At 61.4% G+C, this 19,188-nt stretch carries 16 protein-coding genes; 9 read left to right on the top strand and 7 right to left on the bottom strand.

What is annotated here, in order from left to right:
• The first annotated feature begins 14 nt into the window (after positions 1-14).
• From J5N58_RS24230 to J5N58_RS24220, 3 genes are all read left to right on the top strand, one after another.
• Positions 15-1,241: an amidohydrolase family protein gene (locus tag J5N58_RS24230; protein WP_112828495.1), complete on the top strand. Its 1,227-nt coding sequence runs from the start codon at positions 15-17 to the stop codon at positions 1,239-1,241.
• Between the two features lie 163 nt (positions 1,242-1,404).
• Entirely contained in the window at positions 1,405-2,310 is a 906-nt protein-coding gene (locus tag J5N58_RS24225; protein ID WP_112828494.1) for a dihydrodipicolinate synthase family protein, read from the top strand.
• 363 nt (positions 2,311-2,673) lie between these two features.
• The gene (locus J5N58_RS24220; protein ID WP_162708208.1) at positions 2,674-3,879 is read left to right on the top strand and encodes an adenylate/guanylate cyclase domain-containing protein; all 1,206 of its coding nucleotides are present in this window, start codon (positions 2,674-2,676) and stop codon (positions 3,877-3,879) included.
• A 274-nt stretch (positions 3,880-4,153) separates the two neighbouring features.
• Here the strand turns inward: J5N58_RS24220 and J5N58_RS24215 are convergent, their stop codons facing one another.
• From J5N58_RS24215 to J5N58_RS24205, 3 genes are all read right to left on the bottom strand, one after another.
• Positions 4,154-4,855, bottom strand: coding sequence for a pirin family protein (locus tag J5N58_RS24215; protein WP_112828492.1), 702 nt, complete (start codon positions 4,853-4,855; stop codon positions 4,154-4,156).
• A 74-nt stretch (positions 4,856-4,929) separates the two neighbouring features.
• Entirely contained in the window at positions 4,930-5,541 is a 612-nt protein-coding gene (locus tag J5N58_RS24210) for an alpha/beta hydrolase (RefSeq protein ID WP_244713720.1), read from the bottom strand.
• Positions 5,542-5,603: 62 nt separating this feature from the next.
• Positions 5,604-6,536 carry a VOC family protein gene (locus tag J5N58_RS24205; RefSeq protein WP_113426591.1) on the bottom strand — a complete coding sequence of 311 codons (933 nt, stop codon included), beginning with the start codon at positions 6,534-6,536 and terminating at the stop codon, positions 5,604-5,606.
• 126 nt (positions 6,537-6,662) lie between these two features.
• Between J5N58_RS24205 and J5N58_RS24200 the strand changes: the two genes are divergently transcribed.
• The 5 genes from J5N58_RS24200 to J5N58_RS24180 all read left to right on the top strand — a co-directional run bounded on the left by J5N58_RS24200 (position 6,663) and on the right by J5N58_RS24180 (position 11,628).
• Positions 6,663-7,562, top strand: coding sequence for a LysR family transcriptional regulator (locus J5N58_RS24200; RefSeq protein WP_112828490.1), 900 nt, complete (start codon positions 6,663-6,665; stop codon positions 7,560-7,562).
• Positions 7,563-7,778: 216 nt separating this feature from the next.
• Positions 7,779-7,967 (top strand): hypothetical protein, encoded by a 189-nt coding sequence (locus tag J5N58_RS24195; RefSeq protein ID WP_113426570.1) that lies wholly within the window; start codon positions 7,779-7,781, stop codon positions 7,965-7,967.
• 255 nt (positions 7,968-8,222) lie between these two features.
• Positions 8,223-8,897 (top strand): sugar transferase, encoded by a 675-nt coding sequence (locus tag J5N58_RS24190; protein WP_112828488.1) that lies wholly within the window; start codon positions 8,223-8,225, stop codon positions 8,895-8,897.
• 340 nt (positions 8,898-9,237) lie between these two features.
• Entirely contained in the window at positions 9,238-10,740 is a 1,503-nt protein-coding gene (locus tag J5N58_RS24185) for an oligosaccharide flippase family protein (protein WP_244713717.1), read from the top strand.
• A 36-nt stretch (positions 10,741-10,776) separates the two neighbouring features.
• Positions 10,777-11,628: a methyltransferase, TIGR04325 family gene (locus J5N58_RS24180; RefSeq protein WP_244713713.1), complete on the top strand. Its 852-nt coding sequence runs from the start codon at positions 10,777-10,779 to the stop codon at positions 11,626-11,628.
• Here J5N58_RS24180 and J5N58_RS24175 read toward each other — a convergent pair.
• The 4 genes from J5N58_RS24175 to J5N58_RS24160 all read right to left on the bottom strand — a co-directional run bounded on the left by J5N58_RS24175 (position 11,614) and on the right by J5N58_RS24160 (position 17,579).
• The gene (locus tag J5N58_RS24175; protein ID WP_244713710.1) at positions 11,614-12,912 is read right to left on the bottom strand and encodes a glycosyltransferase family 4 protein; all 1,299 of its coding nucleotides are present in this window, start codon (positions 12,910-12,912) and stop codon (positions 11,614-11,616) included. The genes J5N58_RS24180 and J5N58_RS24175 overlap by 15 nt on opposite strands.
• A gap of 5 nt (positions 12,913-12,917) precedes the next feature.
• Positions 12,918-13,862 (bottom strand): glycosyltransferase family 2 protein, encoded by a 945-nt coding sequence (locus J5N58_RS24170; protein WP_113439277.1) that lies wholly within the window; start codon positions 13,860-13,862, stop codon positions 12,918-12,920.
• A 114-nt stretch (positions 13,863-13,976) separates the two neighbouring features.
• The gene (locus J5N58_RS24165) at positions 13,977-16,283 is read right to left on the bottom strand and encodes a GumC family protein (RefSeq protein ID WP_113439276.1); all 2,307 of its coding nucleotides are present in this window, start codon (positions 16,281-16,283) and stop codon (positions 13,977-13,979) included.
• A gap of 42 nt (positions 16,284-16,325) precedes the next feature.
• The gene (locus J5N58_RS24160) at positions 16,326-17,579 is read right to left on the bottom strand and encodes a polysaccharide biosynthesis/export family protein (RefSeq protein WP_244713706.1); all 1,254 of its coding nucleotides are present in this window, start codon (positions 17,577-17,579) and stop codon (positions 16,326-16,328) included.
• Between the two features lie 407 nt (positions 17,580-17,986).
• On the opposite strand from J5N58_RS24160, the gene J5N58_RS24155 reads away from it, so the two are divergent.
• Complete coding sequence (locus tag J5N58_RS24155) at positions 17,987-19,162, top strand: glycosyltransferase (RefSeq protein WP_113426574.1); 1,176 nt, start codon at positions 17,987-17,989, stop codon at positions 19,160-19,162.
• Positions 19,163-19,188: the final 26 nt, after the last annotated feature.

Genomic DNA, 19,188 nt, shown 5'->3' with positions numbered 1-19,188 from the left:
AAAGGAAAGGCGGCATGGTGTTCGATCTGGTGATACGAAATGCGCTGACCGAGCAGAACGGTGGACCGGTGGATATCGCCGTGAAGGACGGCGTGATCGCGGCCATCGAGCCCGCATTCCGCTGCGAGGCGGTGACGGAGACCGACGCGAAGGGGGCCTTTGCCTTCAGCGGCTTCGTCGAGAGCCATATTCATCTCGACAAGGCCGGCATTCTCGGCCGCTGCACGATCTGCGAAGGCACGCTTGCCGAAGCAGTCCGGGAAACCGCCCGCGCCAAGAAGGGCTTCGAGGTGGAGGATGTCTATGCCCGTGCCTCGGGCGTGGTGGAAAAGGCAATCATCAACGGCACGACGCGGTTGCGCACCTTCGTCGAGATCGATCCGCGCGCCGGCTACCGCTCCTTCGAGGCGATCCTCAGGGTGAAGGCGGATTATGCCTTCGCCATCGACATCGAGATCTGCGCTTTCGCTCAGGAAGGGCTGACGCAGGAGCCGGAGACACTTGCCATGCTGGACAAGGCCCTGTCGGAAGGGGCGGACCTCGTGGGCGGCTGCCCCTATACCGATCCCGATCCGCGCCGGCATGTGGAACTGATCTTCGAACTCGCCCTGAAACATGATGTCGCCGTCGATTTTCATCTCGATTTCGACCTCAATCCCGATAACACCAATCTTCCCGCCGTCATCGAGGAGACGGTGCAGCACGGCTGGGGCGGGCGGGTCTCGGTCGGGCATGTCACCAACCTCTCGGCGCTTCCGGCGGATGCGGTCAAGGCGCTTGCCGCGCGCCTCTCCGAAGCCGGTATCGCGCTTACCGCTCTGCCCGCGACCGACCTCTTCCTCAATGGCCGTGCATATGAGACGCTTGTTCCGCGCGGTGTCGCGCCCGCACATCTCCTTGCCGAATGCGGGGTCGTCACCTCGATTGCCACCAACAACGTGCTCAACCCGTTCACGCCCTATGGCGACGCCTCGCTGGTCAGAATGGCGAACCTCTACGCCAATGTCGCCCAGCTTTCGCGAGACGACGACATGACGCTCGTCTTTTCCATGGTCTCGGATTTGGCGGCGAGGCTGATGGACAAGCCCCATGGCCTCTCCGTCGGAGGGGACGCGACCGTCGTACTCCTCGATTGCGCCGGTCCGGCCGATGCCGTGCGCGAGGTCTCCCGTGTCGTCGGAGGCTGGAAAAGAGGGCGGCAAAGCTTCTGGAATGGCCTTCCGGAAGTATTCCGGCCTTGATGAAGCCTTTCGGTCTCGTCGTGGCAAGGTCGGCAGTGCCGACCGTCGGCTCGTTCAGCGGATCGGGCGCCTATGAAACCTTGATATGATCGCATCGGCAGTCCTATCGAAATCCTATGCGATCGGGGCCAGTTTCTGTTCAACATAACAGGAGCGCTCCGTCATGATGCCGTTTCGACACCGATGCCCTGCAGGGTTCACCCCGCTGCTCACCCCTTTCAGCGAGGACCGGTGCGACATCGCCGCGCTGAATGCGGCGATAGACCGGCAGGTCGCGGCGGGCATGGACGGGATCGTCATCCTCGATGCCTTCGGCGAGGGACACGCGCTCGACGCACAGGAACGGGATGCAATCATCAGCGCCTGCGTCCAGCGGGCACAAGGCCGCCTGTCCGTCATCGCCGCAACCGGCACGAACTGCACGACGGCATCGATCGATCTGGCGCGCCGGGCGGTGCGGCTTGGGGCGGATGCATTGCTGGTAACGATCCCGTACTACTCGAAACCCCGGCTTGCCGGCGTGGTCGAGCATTTCAGATCAATTGCCGATGCAGTGCCGGTTCCGATCATCGTCGATGACGATCCCGGCCGAACCGCCATCGATTTCGGCATGGGACTTCTCTCGGGACTGGCAAGCACGGAAGGCATCGTCGCCGTCTGTCATGGCCAGGCCAGGCTCGGCTTTTTCGCGGGCCTGCCAGCGAACCTGAGACGACGTTATCTTCACCTCTCCCGCGACTGCAGGACATTGCCGGCCTTCATCGCCTCCGGCGGCAACGGCGCGATCTCCCCGCTTGCGAATGTGTTGCCATCGCACGTCAGGTCTATCCTCGATGCCTCGGCGGAGCTCGGGAGGATGACGGCGCTTCATCAGGAGATCGTGTCTGCGCTTGCGTCCTGTGGACCCGATGACATCGCGGCCCTGAAGGAGGCGACGTCGTTCATCCATCAGCATCCCGCCGATGTCCGCTTACCGCTGGTGGCGGCGGAACCGGAAACGATCATCGGAATCCGGCACGCCTTCGCGCCGTTCGCACGCTGTGAAGGCGAAGCCACCGTCGCAGCCTGATCTTCGCATCGACGCCGGTCCGGGACCTCCGTCGGCGGCAAACACAGGAGCCTGTCATGCTTCGCTCTGTCCGCGAGTGCATCTATCCGAGGCGCCGCATCTTTACGGCTCGAAACGTCAATCCACCTGGTATCATGCGAAGATTGCTGGCCGTGCTGCTTGGCTTGGTTGCGGTGTCGTACGCCATTACCTTTCTCGCCGCTCTCTAAGCGCGGCGATTTCCGTCGAGACAGCGCGTCCCGATCCATCCTTCCGCTTGCCTTGCTTCATATATCTTTGGAAACGCCGGTTGAAATTCGGCCTCGCCGTTTTCAGATAATGCCCGGTAAAAGAGAGAGCGCTATGGCGGCGGAAGGGCATTCCATGAACCGGGAACAGCTGGATTCGATCAATGGCTGGCTTATCGAACAGGGACTGCTCGGGGCGAGCGAGACGGCGCTTGTCGATGGATTCTGCAGTCGCCTACGCGACACCGGGCTGGAAATCGCCCAGGCGGTGCTGTTTTTCGACACGCTGCATCCCGTGCAGGAATCAGAAGGCGTTTTCTGGAATGTGGCGAGCCAGGGGCGCTCGGAGGTCCGGGAGTTTTGGCGGCATGAGGCGATGCGCAATGCTGAGTTGTGGCGAGGTAGTCCTTTCTACTATATGACTGAACGCGACCTTTGCGAGCTTCACATTCCGCTGGAAGGTTCGGTCGAATCCCGGTTCGGGATCATCCCTGATCTCATCGCCGAAGGGCATACCGACTATTTCGCGCTGATCCACAAGCTTGGTGGCGAGAGCAGAATTGGCGAAATCGAAAACATGTGCTCCCGCTGGTCGTCAGCCAAGCCCGGCGGGTTTACGCCTGACGATCTCAACGCACTGCGCATACTTGTCGCATCTCTGGCGTTGGCGGTCAAAGCGGCCTCTCTCAACCAGATCGCCAAGTCGCTCGTCGAGGTCTATCTCGGGCGCGATCCCGGCCGCCGGGTGCTCGAGGGCAGTATCGAACGGGGCAGGGTGGAGACCATCCGGACGGTGCTCTGGTACTCCGACATGGAAAACTATACTTCGCTGTCTGAGACCATGGAGAGCGGACAGCTCATCGCCTTTCTCAACGACTATGCCGATGCGGTCATTTCGGCCGTACATGCTGCCGGCGGCGATATTCTGAAACTTGTCGGCGACGGCATTCTGGCGATCTTCAATCATGACGACCCGCGTGCGGCGGCACAGGCGGCGCTGCAGGCGCGGGCCGATGCGGCGCTCAGGATCGAGGAATTGAATCGGCGGCGTCGCGAGGAGAACCTCGCGACGACTTCCGTCTATCTTGCCCTTCACGAGGGCGAGGTGTTTTACGGAAATGTCGGTAGCGACGAGCGCCTCGATTTCACCGTCATCGGTCCCGCCGTCAACGAGGTGTGCCGCATGGCGGCGATGTGCAGTTCCATCAAGGAGACCGCGCTCGCTTCCCGCGAATTCATCGCTCTGATGCCCAAGGAGCAGCGTCCGGCATTTCACGATCTCGGTTCGTTTCATCTGAAGGGCGTGCAGGACCAGAAGGCGCTTTTTGCGCTTCGCGGCTGACCGTGGAAAACGTCGCTCGGGTCAGAAGGTTGCGGCCGCTCAAGATCGACCGGAAGCGCCGCATAGGCGGGGCTCTAGGCCATGTCCGGTCGCCCGGTTTCGTGACCAGGACCTTTGTTTCGGCCGAGGCGTTCCTGGCGGCCTGTCTCGGTTCGGCCTGCGGACGAGGAATGCCGGGACGACCTCACGGCTTTCGGACATTCGCCCGAACGATCGCCCTTCTGCCGGGCGACGGCGGGAGGGTCTCCCGCCGTTTCGTTGACGATTTCCGTTTTCAACGGGGCATGTCGAACAGGAGAGCCGTTCCGTTCGTCAGCCAATCGAGTTCAAGCGTTTCGGGTTCCGAGATCTGGAGGCCATCACCCGGCCGCAGATCCTCTCCCTCGATCCTCGCCAGACCGTTCACGATATGGACGAAGACGAGGCGTCCGGGCCGGGCTGGGATGGTGCTGACGTCACCCTCCTTCGGGTTGGCGATCAGCAGTCTGCTGTCGGACAGGAGGTGCAGGGGAGCCTCGCCTTCGGTGCCGGATGCGATCGGTGTCCAGTCGCGGGCATCTTCCATTGCCGGCAGGCGGGCCTGCTGGTAGCGCGGTTCGGTTCCCCTGATGTCCGGAATCATCCAGATCTGCAGCAGATGGGCGATCTCGTCTTCCGAGGCATTCATCTCCGAATGACGGACCCCGGTGCCGGCAGACATCAGCTGTATCTCGCCGGCTTCGATCGTCGAGACGTTTCCCATGGTGTCCTGATGGCGCAGCCTGCCTTCCAGAAGGACGGTCAGGATATCCATGTTGTCATGGGCATGTTCGGAAAAACCGGAACCCGGGATGATCCAGTCCTCGTTGATGACACGCAGCGGGCCGAAGCCCATGCGCGTCGGGTCCTGGAAACCGCCGAAGGAGAAGGTATGGAAGCTGCTCAGCCAGCCCTTGCTGGTTTTGCCGCGGCTCATGTTTTCGTGGATCAGGATCATGGTCTTTCTCCTGGACTGTATCGGGGCGGTAGCCTCCGATCGTTGGTTTCGCAGTTTCGTCTCGGTCGGAACCCTTATCGGGTCAGGAAGGCGTTCAGCGCCTGCAGTTCCGCCTGGCGAATTTCGTGCCCGCCGGCGTGGATGCTGGTTTCGACCTTCGCGCCCTGCCGTGCGAAGTAATCGACAAGCGCTTCGGTCAGCGGCAGCGGGCAGATCGGATCATGCTGCCCGGCGGTTATGAGCACCTGCCGGTCTTTCAGTGCGCTGTTGTTCTCCCGCTTCCACGGGACCAGCGGATGCAGGAGAGCTATGCGGTCGAAGAGATCCGGCCTCCTGAACGCCACGGCGGCGAGAATGTTTGCGCCATTGGAATAGCCGAGCGCATAGACGGGACGGCCTCGGTTCTCCGCTTTTTTCTGAGCGAGAAAGTCGATCATCCTGTCCGTGCGCCGGGCAAGGTCGTCCATGTCGTAGACGCCCTCGCCAGTGCGGCGGAAGAAACGCAGGGCGCCATGTTCGGAGACATCGCCTCTCGGCGAGACGATCCCTGCATCGGGCAGGATCTGCTCGACCAGTTCGGTGAACTGGAATTCGTTGCCGCCGGTGCCGTGGAACGCGAAGACGAGGGGAGCGCCGTCGGAACCAGGCTTGATGAAGGCATGATAGGCAGTGGTGCTCGTGTTCATGATATCTTTCTCCTGATGACGGGACCATGCGGACCCGTCGTTCCATCATTTCCTGTCGAACCTCAGTCCTTGATCGGCTGAAGCTGTTTTTCGATCTGGCCGCGATAGGGCTCGTAGCGGGTCGGCAGCTTCAGGGCTTCGCCGAGGTGAGCGCTGTCCTCGTCACGGTCGAAGCCAGGCTCGTTGGTTGCAATCTCGAACAGGACGCCGCCCGGTGTGCGGAAATAAATCGCCCAGAAGTAGTCGCGATCGATGACCGGGGTTACCTGGTAGCCGGTGTCAAGAAGCGCCTTGCGGACTTCGAGCTGTGCCGCCCTGTCTTCCACCGCGAATGCGATGTGGTGGACCGAACCGGCGCCAAGGCGGGCAAAATCTGCCTGCGGGACGGTTTCGAGATCGATGAAATCCGCACCGTTGCCGCCGGCGATGGCAAAGCGAGCCCATTCGTCCTTTTCGTCGACCTTCTCGTAGCCCATGAAGCCGAGCAGTTCCCGGGTTGCGCCGGTATCCTTGAGCCTCATGCTCGCACCATGGAAACCCTTGATGGCTTCGGCAGCGCCGATCTCGTCGTGCAGCCAGCCCTCGCGCTTGTCATCGTCGACTTCCACCAACGAGAAGCCGTCACTGTCCGGACCGGCGAAGCGCAGACGCTTTTCGCCGAACACTTCCGTTGCCGAGAGGTTCTTCACGCCGAGCTTGGTCAGGCGCTCCGTCCAGTAACCCAGCGAACCCTTCGGAACGGCGAAATAGGATTCTCCGACTTCACCGGCACCCGGGCGCCCTGCCGCAATATGCGGGAAGGGAAAGTAGGTCATGACGGAGCCGGGCGTGCCTGCCTCGTCGCCATAGTAGAGGTGGTAAACATCAGGAGCATCGAAGTTGACGGTCTTCTTCACGCGGCGCAGGCCGAGCGTCTTGGTGAAAAAGTCGCTGTTTTGCTGGGCATCTGCAGCCATCGAGGTGATATGGTGCAAGCCTTTGATCTGAGTAAGCATTTTTGCCATCCTTCTGTTCGGATGCCATTGCATCCCTTGTTCCGAGGCAGAAGATGGGGCCAAAGGGCGGCGAAGTGAATAGAAATAATATTGACAATATAATTTCAAAAAGTGAAATTATCTCGCATGAGCGATCTCAACGATATCCGTATTTTCCTGGCTGTTGCGAAAGAGCGCAGCTTCATCGCGGCCGCCCGGCATCTTTCGATGACGGCGCCGACAGTCACGCGGGCTGTGAGTGCGCTGGAAGAAGCCCTCGGCGTGCAGCTTCTCTTGAGGACCACGCGGCATGTGTCCCTGACTTCGGCGGGCGCGGTCTATGCCGCGCGCATCGAACCGCTGATGGAGGCCTTCGAGGCTGTGGCCGATGAGGTTCGAGCGGAAACGGGCCATGCGGCGGGTCTCATCCGGCTCAATGTGCCGTTATCGCTCGGGCAGCGAATTCTGCCGGATGTCGTCTCGGGCTTTCGCGTCGAAAATCCCGGCATCGCGGTGTCGATGACGTTGACGGACCGGTTCATCGATATCGTCTCAGACAGTTTCGACCTTGCCATCCGCATTTCCGAACCGCCACGGGACAAGTCTACGATCTGGCGGAAGATCTGCCCGGTGCGACGGATGCTTGTTGCCTCTCCGGGCTACCTGGCGGCCAATGGAACGCCGAAATCGCCTGACGATCTCAATGAAGCCGCCTGCATCGCCTATGACGAGGAAGCGCTTTCCGAAACATGGGAGCTTGCTTTTGCCGGCCGGACACGCAAGGTCAGGGCGGGGCGGATACTCGCGGGAAACAACGGCGAGTTGACGGCGCGGCTTGCGGAAAACGGCGAGGGAATTGCGCTCCTGCCATCCTTCATCGTCGAGAAGGCGATTGCCGAAGGTCGTCTCGTCCAGATCCTTCACGACTGGCAGGCGCCCGAACTCTGGCTGACCCTCTATTATCCGCCTTATGAGAAGCTGCCGATGCGGGTCGCGAAGTTCTCGGATTTTTTCGAAAATTTCGTCACGACGGTTCGCCCCGTCTGAACGGGTCCTGTCGTCGGCGAGACGCCCGCTGATCTCCGCGTCGCGGCGGGCGTTCAGGTTTTTCATTTCCGCTTTGCCTGCGCCAGAGTCCGGTCGGCGGTGCCAGCCATTTTGCCTGGGCGTGCACCTCAGGGGCGATAAACCGGCGGCCGTGTGATAGGATGCCTGTCGCGTAATACGACGCTTGCGATCGATGTTCATTCCGAGGAGATCGTCATGAAACAGAAGAGCAGTGATGATACCCAATGGTCACGGGACGGTAAGGAAAGCCTGCCGGAGCCGATGGATCTGGAACAGTGCTGGCTTGCCGAGGGCAAGAAGCGTCACGACGACGACAATCTGGACGAGGCGTTGCAGGAAACGTTCCCCGCAAGCGATGCGATTGCCACCGGCCGCTTCGAATAATCCTTAAATTCATCGAAAAGCGGGCCGCAGGACAGTGGGTCTCGATATCACGGCCTTCCTCGCCTCGTCCTTTCTCCCGGACTTTGCGGAGAGGGGATTTCCTTGCGAAGGCGGAGGCGTCTAGCTGGCTATTGCGGCTATCCAGCCAAAAAAGGGAGCATGGTCTACCTCCAACAGAGGATGCGCTGCCTATCAGTATCAATTGCATCCTTGCTCTTTCAGCGGCAGCCTTGTCGATGGCTGGAGGTCTGCGAGATGTCTTTTTTTTCGGATAATATAGGGCAGCGGCACGCCGCTGCCTCCGCGGCGAGGAGTGTCAGGAGCCGCGGAGGCAAGCGGGTTTTCGACCTGTTTTTCGCCGTCTTCTCGATCGTCTTCCTGCTTCCGGCTCTGATCCTGATCGGGCTCGCACTCCTGGTCATCGATGGCCGGCCGATAATTTTCCGCCACAAGCGCGTCGGCCGAAACGGCAAGACCTTCGATTGCCTCAAATTCCGCACCATGCGCAAGGACGCTGAAAAGGCGCTTCAGGATCTTCTCGCCAGCAATCCGGCGAGGCTTCGGGAATGGAACGAGACTCAGAAACTGAAAAGTGACCCGCGGGTGCACTGGCTCGGCAAATACCTGCGCATCACGAGCCTCGACGAGCTTCCGCAATTGTTCAACGTGCTGCGCGGCGAAATGAGCATCGTCGGCCCGAGGCCGGTCATTGCAGAGGAACTGGAGCGTTACGGATCGCAGGTTCACTGCTACCTGGCCATGAGCCCCGGCATCACCGGTCTCTGGCAGGTCTCCCGCCGGGAGGACACGTCCTACGAAGAACGGGTCCGGTTCGACGTCGACTACTATCATAGCGTTTCGCTTTCCCGGGATGTCGGAATCATCCTGCGGACCGTCGGTGTCGTGCTCTTCGCGCAGAACGAACGCTGAAAGCGCTTCAGCGGAGGAACAGCATGAGCAGGGCAATCCAGAAGGCAAGGCAGACGACAATGACAAGCCATCGCAGCCCGAATTTAGTGGCCCAGTTGCGCATGAAGCCTTCCTTGCCGGTTCTGTCCCTCTCAGAAGATATCACGATTCGGTTGCCCCATAAGCCTCGGCCCCTCGGGGCGGCCAGCATGCAAAGGAAGCGGCTGGAGCAATCGCGCCTGTGGCCGATCCTCGGGAGGGCCGGGGAAACGGCCTTCCGGCATTCACAAAAGAGGCTGCAAACACAGCCGTCAAGGCAGGAGCCCTTATGCAATTGTTGCTTTCAGCAGCTACCGGCCGAATGAAGCGGTGGAAGAATCGTCTGGGCGCGCTCGTTCGGTGGCCGTCTCTCGTCACCGATGCGATGTGGACGATGAGCGCGAAGATATTCATCCAGATCAGTCAGCTGGCGACGTTCATCATCGCAGCCCGCGTGCTTGAGTCCGCGGAATTCGGGCTGTTCGCCTATGTCGCGGCGGTAGTGGCGCTGCTCGTCATCTTTGCGGAAGGCGGCTGGTGCGAATTCGTGATGAAGATGCGGGAAGATGCCGACCGGCTTGACCAGATCGCCAGCGTCGCCGTTTTCGCCGGGCTGTGCGCGACGGCCCTGGGGCTCTGCTTCGCCATCGTGCTCGGCCTCGTTTTTCATCTCTCCGGGGTCGCCGCGCTTGTGGTGCTGTTCAGCCTCTGGCTGCTGCTGACGCCGTTCTCGGCTGTCTGCGACGGCGTATTCGTCGCCACAGGCCGCCTGAGGCAGCAGGCAATCGTCAGGATCGTTGCGGAAGCCTGCGGCATGGGAGTCGCCGTTGCCGGCCTCCTTTTCGGCTGGAATATCCTTGCGCTCGTGGCAGGGCGGCTGACCACCCAGATCGTGAGCGTCGTGCTCTTCACGGCGATTCTCCGCTGGGTGCCGAAAATACATCTTCATACCGTCTTTCTCCGGGAGCTTCTGGAGTTTTCCCGCCACATCGTTGCCAACCGGCTGATTATCTATGTCCGGTCCTATTCAGGCACGCTCGTCGTTGGCAGTGTCCTGGGGCTGACGGAGGCCGGTTACTACCGGGCTGCCGAAAGGGTGGTCGCAGCCTTTTCGGAAGTGGTCGGCGAACCTGCGCGCATGCTGGCCTGGGTGGTTCTGAGAAGAGTTGCGGTGCGCGGTGCGGACGACGGCGAGGCGACGAGGCGGATCGGCACGGCCGCGACCAAATTCGTCGTTCTCCTCATGGCGGTTTCCGCGCCCGTCTACATCGGTCTCGCGCTGATGTCGGGTAGTCTGGTCCAAATCGCACTGGGCGATGCGTGGGCGCCTGCTGCTTTTCTGGTGACGCTTCTCTCCATCAAGCAGGTGCTGCTGATCCCCGGCTACGTCACGGAGCCAATCCTCTCGCTTTCAGGCACGATCCGGAAGATGCCGCCGGCGATCCTCGTCAACAGCCTCGTTTCCCTCGCCTTCATGTTCGCGCTTTCCCCCTTCGGCATGGTGGCTGCCGCCGCCGGACAATGCGCGGCAGCGGTCTTCTCCTTCGCCATTTCGGCGCACCTGCAAAGCCGTTACGGGGAGGTAAGCTGGACGCGGGTCCTGCGCGGCTGTGCTCATCCGGCGATCGCGCTTCTTGCGATGATCGTCGTGGTCGTTCTGCTCGGCAGCGTTGCGGCGGGATCGGCCATGAGCGGACTGTCGACCAATCTCCTGCAGATGCTCGCCGGAGCGATCATCTATCTCGGTACGCTGGCTGGCCTGCAGCGGCTCGACGGCGGTTCCGTGCCTATCTTCGCCATTGTGCGAAAGGCGCAAAAGACCTGAGTGTGGTTTGTCGAACGGAGCGGAGGAAGGTCCGGAATGAATACCGCGATTGTGAGGAAAAGCGTTCATAACATTCTGCAGAGCACGATGAGCGGCTTTGGGCATTCTCTTGTGCCGTTTCGCGCGATCGGCGGGCGGCTTCGCTATCTGTCGCCTTTTCCGCGCCGGTTCTCCGGTGCCTATGGTTCCTTCGAGGAGGCCATCGCCGCGGCCAAGACCAAGTCCCTCGCCGGTTACGACCATGACGAGATCGCTCACGTTGCCTTCGAGCAGATGTGCAGGGTCATGCCCTGGGACTATCCAGTGCTGTTCTGGCTCCGCAACCTGCGTGACGAAGTCGGCGGATTGCTCGATGCCGGCGGGCACATGGGGACGAAGTATCGAGCCTTTCGCGATCTTTTGTCCCTGCCCGAAGGGCTCGACTGGGTGGTTTACGACCTGCCGGCGATTGTTTCGGCGGGGCGGCGCATGGCCGAGCGCGAAGGACTGACCCAGCTCCGTTTCGTCGACCGTATCGAAGACGCTCCGGCGACGCCGCTTTTTCTGGGGTCAGGGCTCCTGCAATATCTCGACATCCCCCTTTCAACGCTGCTGGAAGGCCTTCCATCGCGCCCCCGGCATCTGCTGCTGAACAAGGTTGCCTTTCGGCAGGGCGGTCCGGTGGTGACCCTGGAGCGGATCGGCAAGGCCCATGTGCCCTACCAGATGCGCGACGAGATCGCTTTCCTGAGGGATATCGAGAAGCTTGGCTATCGCAAGGTCGACCGCTGGGCTATCCCCTCGCTTTCCCATGTCATCGAAACCCATCCCGAGCTTGGGGCGAGCGAGAATGCCGGTTTCTACTTCAGGCTCGACGATGGACCTCGGTTCGCTTCAACGGTTCAATAAGCGTGAGCCAAAAGCTGTGAACTGACGCACAGGGCGAATCTCGGCGGAGCGGGACGTCTCCGAGCGTTCCAGCACTCGACCGTAGAGCGCCATCAGCGCCTCGATCCATGACGTGGCGGTGTGGGCAAGGCGAGGCGCCTCCCGCCGGCAATTTTGGGCCATCTTCCCAATAAGCCCGTCGTCAATCGCCAGGTGGCGCAACCCTTCGGCGAGAGCCACGGTGTCGCCGCTCCGAAAGACCAAGCCACATTCCAGCGCAGTAATTTCGGCACCGAGCAGAGCCGAATCCGGCATGATGACCGGTATGCCGCTCGACACTGCTTCAAGGGCGGCAAGGCTGAAGGGTTCGGGTACGCGGGACGAAATCACGATGGCACGGGCATCTCGAAGGATTTCGCGCATACCCTGCCGGGACTGCCATCCATGAATGACGACCTCCGGATAATCCCGCTCCAGGATGCTTCGCCCGGCGCCGTCGCCAATGACATGCAGTCCGACGCCGGCGATCCTGGCCGCCTGGGCGGCTTCCTCGAAGCCTTTTTCCGGCTCCAGCCTGCCGATGAAATAGAAGGTTCGATGCGCCGCCGGCTCCGCGCCTTCGGCAAGGAAAGGCTCCACCGGGTTGCGGATCGTTTCGACGTGTTCGACATTCAGGCCGGCGCGCTCGAATATCTGCCGCATCCGCTCGTGCACGACCACGATGTTCGCCGGCAGGTCGCCGGTGGGATAGAAGTGTTCCCGCAGCAGGTGGCGTGCCGTGCGCCAGAGCTTCTCATGGTAACCTCGCTTGTCGCATTGGGTAACAAGGCAGGAGGCCGACATCGGCCGGAGATGGCAGACCTGTTGCTTGCGGTAGTTCGCGAGGCCACCGTTCGGGCATGTGAGAAAATAATCGTGCGCATGCAGGACTGTTCGATCGCGTACAGCGGCCAGTGCCCGGAAAATGGAAGGCGACAGGATCTTCGACCATCCATGCACGTGATAGATGGTCGAAGGAGTATCGCGCATCGAGATCAGGTCCTGAAGCGTTTCGAAAGCCTTGGAATTATAGAGGCCACCCGCGAAAGCAGACAGCCTGCCCTGCTGCACGAGCGGCTTTCCCGCGATATTGATGGTGTCGCCCGCTGGTTTTTCATGTTCCGCCGTATCGCCGGCAAGATAGGTCACGCCGATGCCACGCCGTTCGAGAAGGCCGGCCGAGAGGATCGCGAGGTTCGATGCGCCGCCGACCATGGCGGAGCGGTCGTTGATGACCACGACACGGTCGGGTTGTCTCTGGTTCACGGATATCACTCCAGCCTCTCGATATTGCGCGGAGCAAGGCGTCCGGCGAGGAGATCCGAAAAGGCCAGAAGATTGCCTCGCAATCGTCCTTTCCGGTCGATCCAGGGCTCCGGCCGCCAGATCTTCACCACGTTGGCGAGCAGGTTACGCGCCATCTGGATGCCGGCATGGCGGACGCTCATAGTCTCCTTGCGCATGAGGTATATGGGATTTGCGATCTGGGAATAGCCGAACCGCAAGCCGGAGGTGCGGCCGACCTTGGTCCCGAGATGGACGCCGACGAGGCCGGCCGACGAAACGATCCGGCCATGCCGGGCGGCGATCCGGCTGAAATCGACGTCCTCCAGCCATCCGTAGAGCGGAAGGTTCTCATCGAAGCGCAGGCCGCCGATCCTGACGGCGGACATGCGCACGGCCATGTTGCAGCCATAGCCGGTATAGGTCGTCTCGACAGGCGGGCTCCTGTTGTCCCGACGCACATGGTCCTTCAGCATGCGCCAGCCGTCGGCGACGGAAATGCCGGGTCCGGTGATGCCGTCTGCAATGACCCTGCCGGTGCAGATGTCGACATCTGGATTGGCGGCGAAGATCTCCTCGGTCTGCTCGAGGTAGGGCGGCGCCATGAGAAAGTCGTCGTCCAGAAACACGACGATATCCGCTTCGGGGATGGATTCGAGGATGTGGTTGCGTTGACGGCAGCTGCCGCGCCGGGAGACGAGCACCCTGACCGGACAGGGCAGCTTTGCCAGTTCGGCTTGATCCACGTCCTCGACAGAGGGCACACAGATGACGACCTCATCGGGCAGGCGGATCTGGCGGGCTATATGCGGGAGAACCGCGGCGAGGATGTCCCGTCTTCCGGCGCTCGGTATTCCAACGACAAGCCTGAACTGACGAGGACTGGCAGCTTCATCGCGATGCTTGCCGATGTGGATCGTGGCATATGTCATGGGCTTCCGCCTTCCTGGCATACCGGCAGGGCGCTTCCGGTCAACGGTTTCGATGCCCTGCCTCTTTGTTTCTCGCGGCGCCCGGCGCAAAATCGTCTTCCGCTTTTGCAGGTTCTAGACTGTCGCCTGGCGCCGTCGCGCATCACTTCGGTTGGCAATCACCCCAAGCAAGGAGATACGCGACTTGCCGAAGGCGGACAGCGCGTCCGCCAGGCGTTCGATCGTCATCTTGTTGGAGTTGCCGAGGACGAGAATGATTCCGTCGACATAGGTGCAGATCGTCCGGGTGTCGGCTGAGTCCTCGAAACCCGACATGTCGACGACCACCACCTTGTAACGCCGGCGCATCTTCGCGATGGCTTCCTTCAGCGTGGTCAGATGGCCGTAGCGCTGGCTGGACACGGAAGCCTGCTTCATCTGTTCGACCGTGACGAGGGGGACCGGGTTCGCCTCATCCGCTTCTTCCACGTGGAGGTTTTCCCTTTCGAGTTCGGAGACCGCTGCGCCCCGGGCCGCCTTGCCCGCGGAGGCGCGGCTGTTCTGCAGAACGAGGGGCTGTTCGCCGATATAGGAAAGGTCGACGGGTTTCATGCCGACGTCCTGCGCGGCGCTTGCGGCGAGCCGCGAAAGGCGGGAGCCGATGAAATCGGCATCCACGAGAAGCACGGACTGCCCTTCGTTCTGGTAGAGCTGGGCGAGGTTCGTTGCGACCGTCGTCTTGCCTTCGCCGGGGCCGATCGAGGTGACGCCGATCACCATCGAGCCATTGGCCGGAATGATCGAGTCGAGCGAGTTCTTTACGCTGCGCAGCGCTTCCGAGAAACGTGAATACGGCATGTCCAGCACGGATCTTAGCGGCAGCATGGTTGTGGGCAGGGGCTTGCTGCCATTGCCGCTGTCGAGTTGCGGCCGGTATACGGGAATGCTTCCGAGCGAGGTGATGCCGAGTTCACGCTGCAGTCTTTCGCCGGAGCCGGCGCGGCGGTCGAGACCGTTGCGCAGGATCGCAGCCATCAAGCCGCCGGCAAAACCGAGAACGGTCGAAAACGGCAGGATGATGGAAGGCTTGGGCCAGATCCTGCCGAACGGTGCCGTGGCCGCGGTGACGATGCGGGCCTTGCCCAACGGGAAGGACTGGGTCTGCATGGTGCCCACATATTGCTGCAGGATGCTTTCATAAAGGCGCCGATAAGTGTTGGCCCGGCTTTCCATCTCCGAGAGTTCGACGCGGGCGATATTCTTGTCCGCGCCCTTCTTGGTGGCATTGAGGAATTGCGCCTCGGCCAGTTGTTCGCGCGTCCGCGCCGTTTCGAGGTTGGAACGGTAGACGGCCTCTATCTGGCGAAGTTCGCCGTTGATCGCCGCCTTCAGCCGGGCAATTTCGTCGTGTGCGGCGGTGATCGCCGGATTTCCTTCGTTATAGCGGCTCCTGAGACTTTCGAGCCGCGTCTCGGCTGCCCGGATATCGTCCCGCAGCTTCTGGATCTGCGGATTGTTGGCGATCTCTTCCATGTTGCCATCGGCTGCTCGTCCCTCGATCAGCTTTACCAGCGTGGTGAGCTTGGCGGATTCGGCGGCTGTCGCTGCCCTTGCCGCAAGCATCTGGCTGCTGACCTCGGCCAGTTGCTGCTGGTCGAGCGTGGAGGAGTTGGCCATCGCCGTGATGTCATGCTCGTTGCGATATTCCTCAGCGGCCAGCGCTGCCTCGCGTGCCTTGCGCCCGACCTCGATCAGCCGGCTCTCCAGCCATATCGCGCCCCGCTTGGCGGCGTCCGCGCGGTCGTTCATGCCGTTACGGATATAGGCTTCGGCCAGGGCATTCGCGGTCCTTGCAGCCTTTTGCGGATCGCTGGAGGCATAGCCGATCTCCAGCACGTAGGATTGCCCAACGCGGCGCACCGAAACGCGGGACAGGAAGCCGCCCATCGTGCGTCTCATCACTTCCTCTTCGCTGGTCGCTTCCGTCTCTTCGCCGCTTCCGCCAGTAAACAGGTCGGCCACCGCCTTCAAGGAGCCCTTGACGATCGATTGCCACGAACGGGTGTTGAGGATTTCAGGATCTTCCGTAAGCCCAAGTTTACGTATTACTGCCTGGGCGATCGCTTCCGACTTGACGATTTCGACCTGGCTCGCGATCTCCGCGGCCTCAATGATGACGGTGCCGGTGGCTGCGTCCTGCGAGACGATCCGGCCCTGCTCCGGGTCCATCACCAGGCGTGTCGTCGCCATGTAGGTGGACTCGGAGTTGAGGATGTAGAGGCCCCCGAGCACCGCTCCGGAAGCGGAACATATGCCGAGGATGAGCAGGTTCTTCTTCAGGAAGTTGAAGACGTCGCGGAACGAAACATATTCCTTTTTCGCGGTATCCTTCTTGTCGAGGCTGGACATCGTCTCGACGTTTCCGAACTCATGGAATCCCATTTACGCCACCCTGTTGCACATTGTTTGACCGCACCAACCTGACTATTGCGATTGCTCTGGAGCGCTGGACAACTGCACCGCTCCCCCAAGACCTGCGGAAACATCGTAGCGGACGTCGAGAACATCCCCGGGCTCGAGTATTGCCGTCTCCTGCACCTTTTCCTGGGAACGGACGTTGTTGCGGCGCGTGATCCAGTATTCCATCGGCTGGATCTCCAGGGCCTTCATGGCGTTATAGCGGGACAGTGAGGCGCCGCTTGCCTGAAGGAGCTGAAGGGTCGTGGCGCGCTTCAACCTGGTGTCGTCGATTTCCCCCTCGACCTCCTGCAGGCTGCGTCCCGCTTCCGTGCGGAATTGTCCCTTGAGTGCGATTGCATCGCGCTGGGTCTCGCTGACCTTCTGCCTGGCGCGCATCTGGGCGACGACGAGATCGAGCTTGCCGCTGTTCAAGTCGGCGACGACGCGCTCGAGCGAGGTTTCCCGCGATTTTGCCAGGGTGCCGGTCTCGACGAGCGACGAAATGTTGGCGAGTTCCTGCTGCGCGATCTTGACCTGGCGCTCCTGAACGGCGGATTTTTCCTCCAGCACCTTGATTTCGTTCTCGAGCAGCCTCTGCAGCTCACTGAGCGAATCCAGCTGTCGCTTCAACGCTTCGGCGCGCGCGACAAACAGCGTGTTTTCGCTCTCGACGATCAATCGGCCGGTGCTCTGGTCCCTCGCATTGGCAAGTTCCGGCGGGAAGTCGATCTTGGGACTTTCCTTGAGTTCGGCGACGAGCCGTGCGCGGCGAGCCAGAAGCTGCTGCAGGGAAAGGTCGTAGCGGTTCAATTCGCCGGCATAACGGATCTGTTCCAGGTCCGAATAGCCATTGGGGTTGGAGCGACGCTCCCGTCCGCCGGCCATCGCCACCGCCTGCATGACAGTCAGCCCGGGGCGGTATTCCATTTCTCCGGGGCGGTCCACCGCGCCGGAGACATAGATCATCGGATAACGGATGACTTCGACCGTTGCTGTCGGCGGCGACGACAGTCCGGTCTTCTCTCTCAGGCTGCGGGCGATGCGATCCGCCACTTCGCTGGTGGTTTCGTTTGCCACCACAAGTTCACCGATGAGGGGAACCGAGATCGTGCCCAGCGGCGAGACGGAATATTCGCCGTTGAGGGCCGTCCACTCCTTGTACTCGCCGGTGGAGGCGACCCATTCGACAATCGAGACCTTGACCCGGGTCTGGGGACGGAGGCGGAAGCCGTCATCGCTCGCGGCGATCGCATTGGGAACGGCAACCAGTTGCAGCATTCCCGCCAGTGCGCAGACGATACCAATGCGCCTGCTTGTAGAGGTAGGCCGTTTTTCAAAACATACTATCGGCATGAACGCGCCTCGCAATTCCGGCAACAATGAAAATGTCGGTTCCAGCGATTGAACGGGCCGGATCAAATCGATTGTCGGCCCAAAGCGATGCGAGTAAATCCCCTGCGTGTCGTCACGGGGATACGCCCTTCGGGCAGGTTTTTCTAAGCCTTCACCTCGAATGGATGAGCCGTGATCGAGGTTTGCGCCACGATCCTGACCGATCGGCCAGCCGCCCGGCCTTCTCCACGGTCGATCCGCCCCTTTGACTAGGCTGGCAGCCCTAAGGTGGTCCTGTGCCGGGCGCTCTGGCTGCCTCTAGGATGCCTGCACAACTTCATGCGAGGGGCGAAATGCGGGTGGCGATTATCCACTACTGGCTTGTGTCGATGCGCGGCGGCGAAAAAGTCGTCGAAGCGCTCTGCGACATGTATCCGGACGCCGATATCTTCACGCTCGTCTGCGACGAGGCACGCATATCGGAGAAGATCCGCCGTCACAGGATCATCACATCCGGCCTGCAGAAAATTCCCGGCGCCACGCGCTATTACCAGTCGTTGCTGCCGCTGATGCCTTTCGCGCTCGAGAGTTTCGACCTGCGAGGCTACGATCTCATTATTTCGAGCGAATCCGGGCCGGCGAAAGGCATCATTCCTCCGCCGCATGCGACGCATGTCTGCTACTGCCACTCGCCGATGCGGTATATCTGGGATCACTACCATGCCTATCGTGAGAATGCCGGCCTGCTGGCCAGGCTGATGATGCCGGTTCTGGCACCGATGCTGCGATCGTGGGATGCAAATTCCAGCCTGCGCGTTGATCGCTTCGTCGCCAATTCCCACCACGTTGCCGGGCGTATCCGCAAATATTACCGCCGCTCGGCGACGGTCGTTCCGCCCCCTGTCGCGGTCGAGGATTTCGCCCCGGCTGCCGATCTCGGTGACTTCTATCTCTGCGCTGGCCAGATCGTTCCCTACAAGCGGATCGATCTGGCGGTGCGCGCCTTTTCCGAAATGGGACGCCAACTGGTTATCATCGGCGACGGCGCCAAGGCTGACGTGGACGCGCTGAAACGCATCGCCGGGCCGAGCGTCCGCTTCATGGGCCGGGCGGCGTTTCCTGTGCTGAAAGCCAATCTCGCTCATTGCCGGGCCCTTATCTTCCCCGGGGAGGAGGATTTCGGCATCGTGCCGGTTGAAGCCATGGCCAGCGGCCGGCCGGTGATTGCCTATGGTCGCGGCGGCGCCCTGGAGACCGTCGTGCCGGGGCAGACAGGCATCCTCTTCGACGAGCAATCGGTGGACGCGCTGATCGAGGCGGTCCATGCCTTCGAGCAACGGGAGCGAAGCTTTCACCCCGATGCCATCCGCATGCACGCGGCCCAGTTCAGTGCCGCGAGGTTTCGCGCCAGCATGCAGAAGATCATCGATGACGAACTTGCGGCGAAGAAGGCGCCCGGAGCGAAAGGGACGGACGTTCTCGCTCCCGCGTCCTTCTACAGCGATGGCAGACCGGTTCCCCTGCATTGAGGAACCTGGCGGGGCAGGAGGAGAGT

Origin of the sequence: Paenirhizobium cremeum, from assembly GCF_022884085.1 — a bacterium.
Taxonomy (GTDB): domain Bacteria; phylum Pseudomonadota; class Alphaproteobacteria; order Rhizobiales; family Rhizobiaceae; genus Allorhizobium; species Allorhizobium cremeum.
The sequence above is the reverse complement of the archived record's forward strand: the minus strand, read 5'-3'. Positions and strand labels throughout refer to the sequence as shown.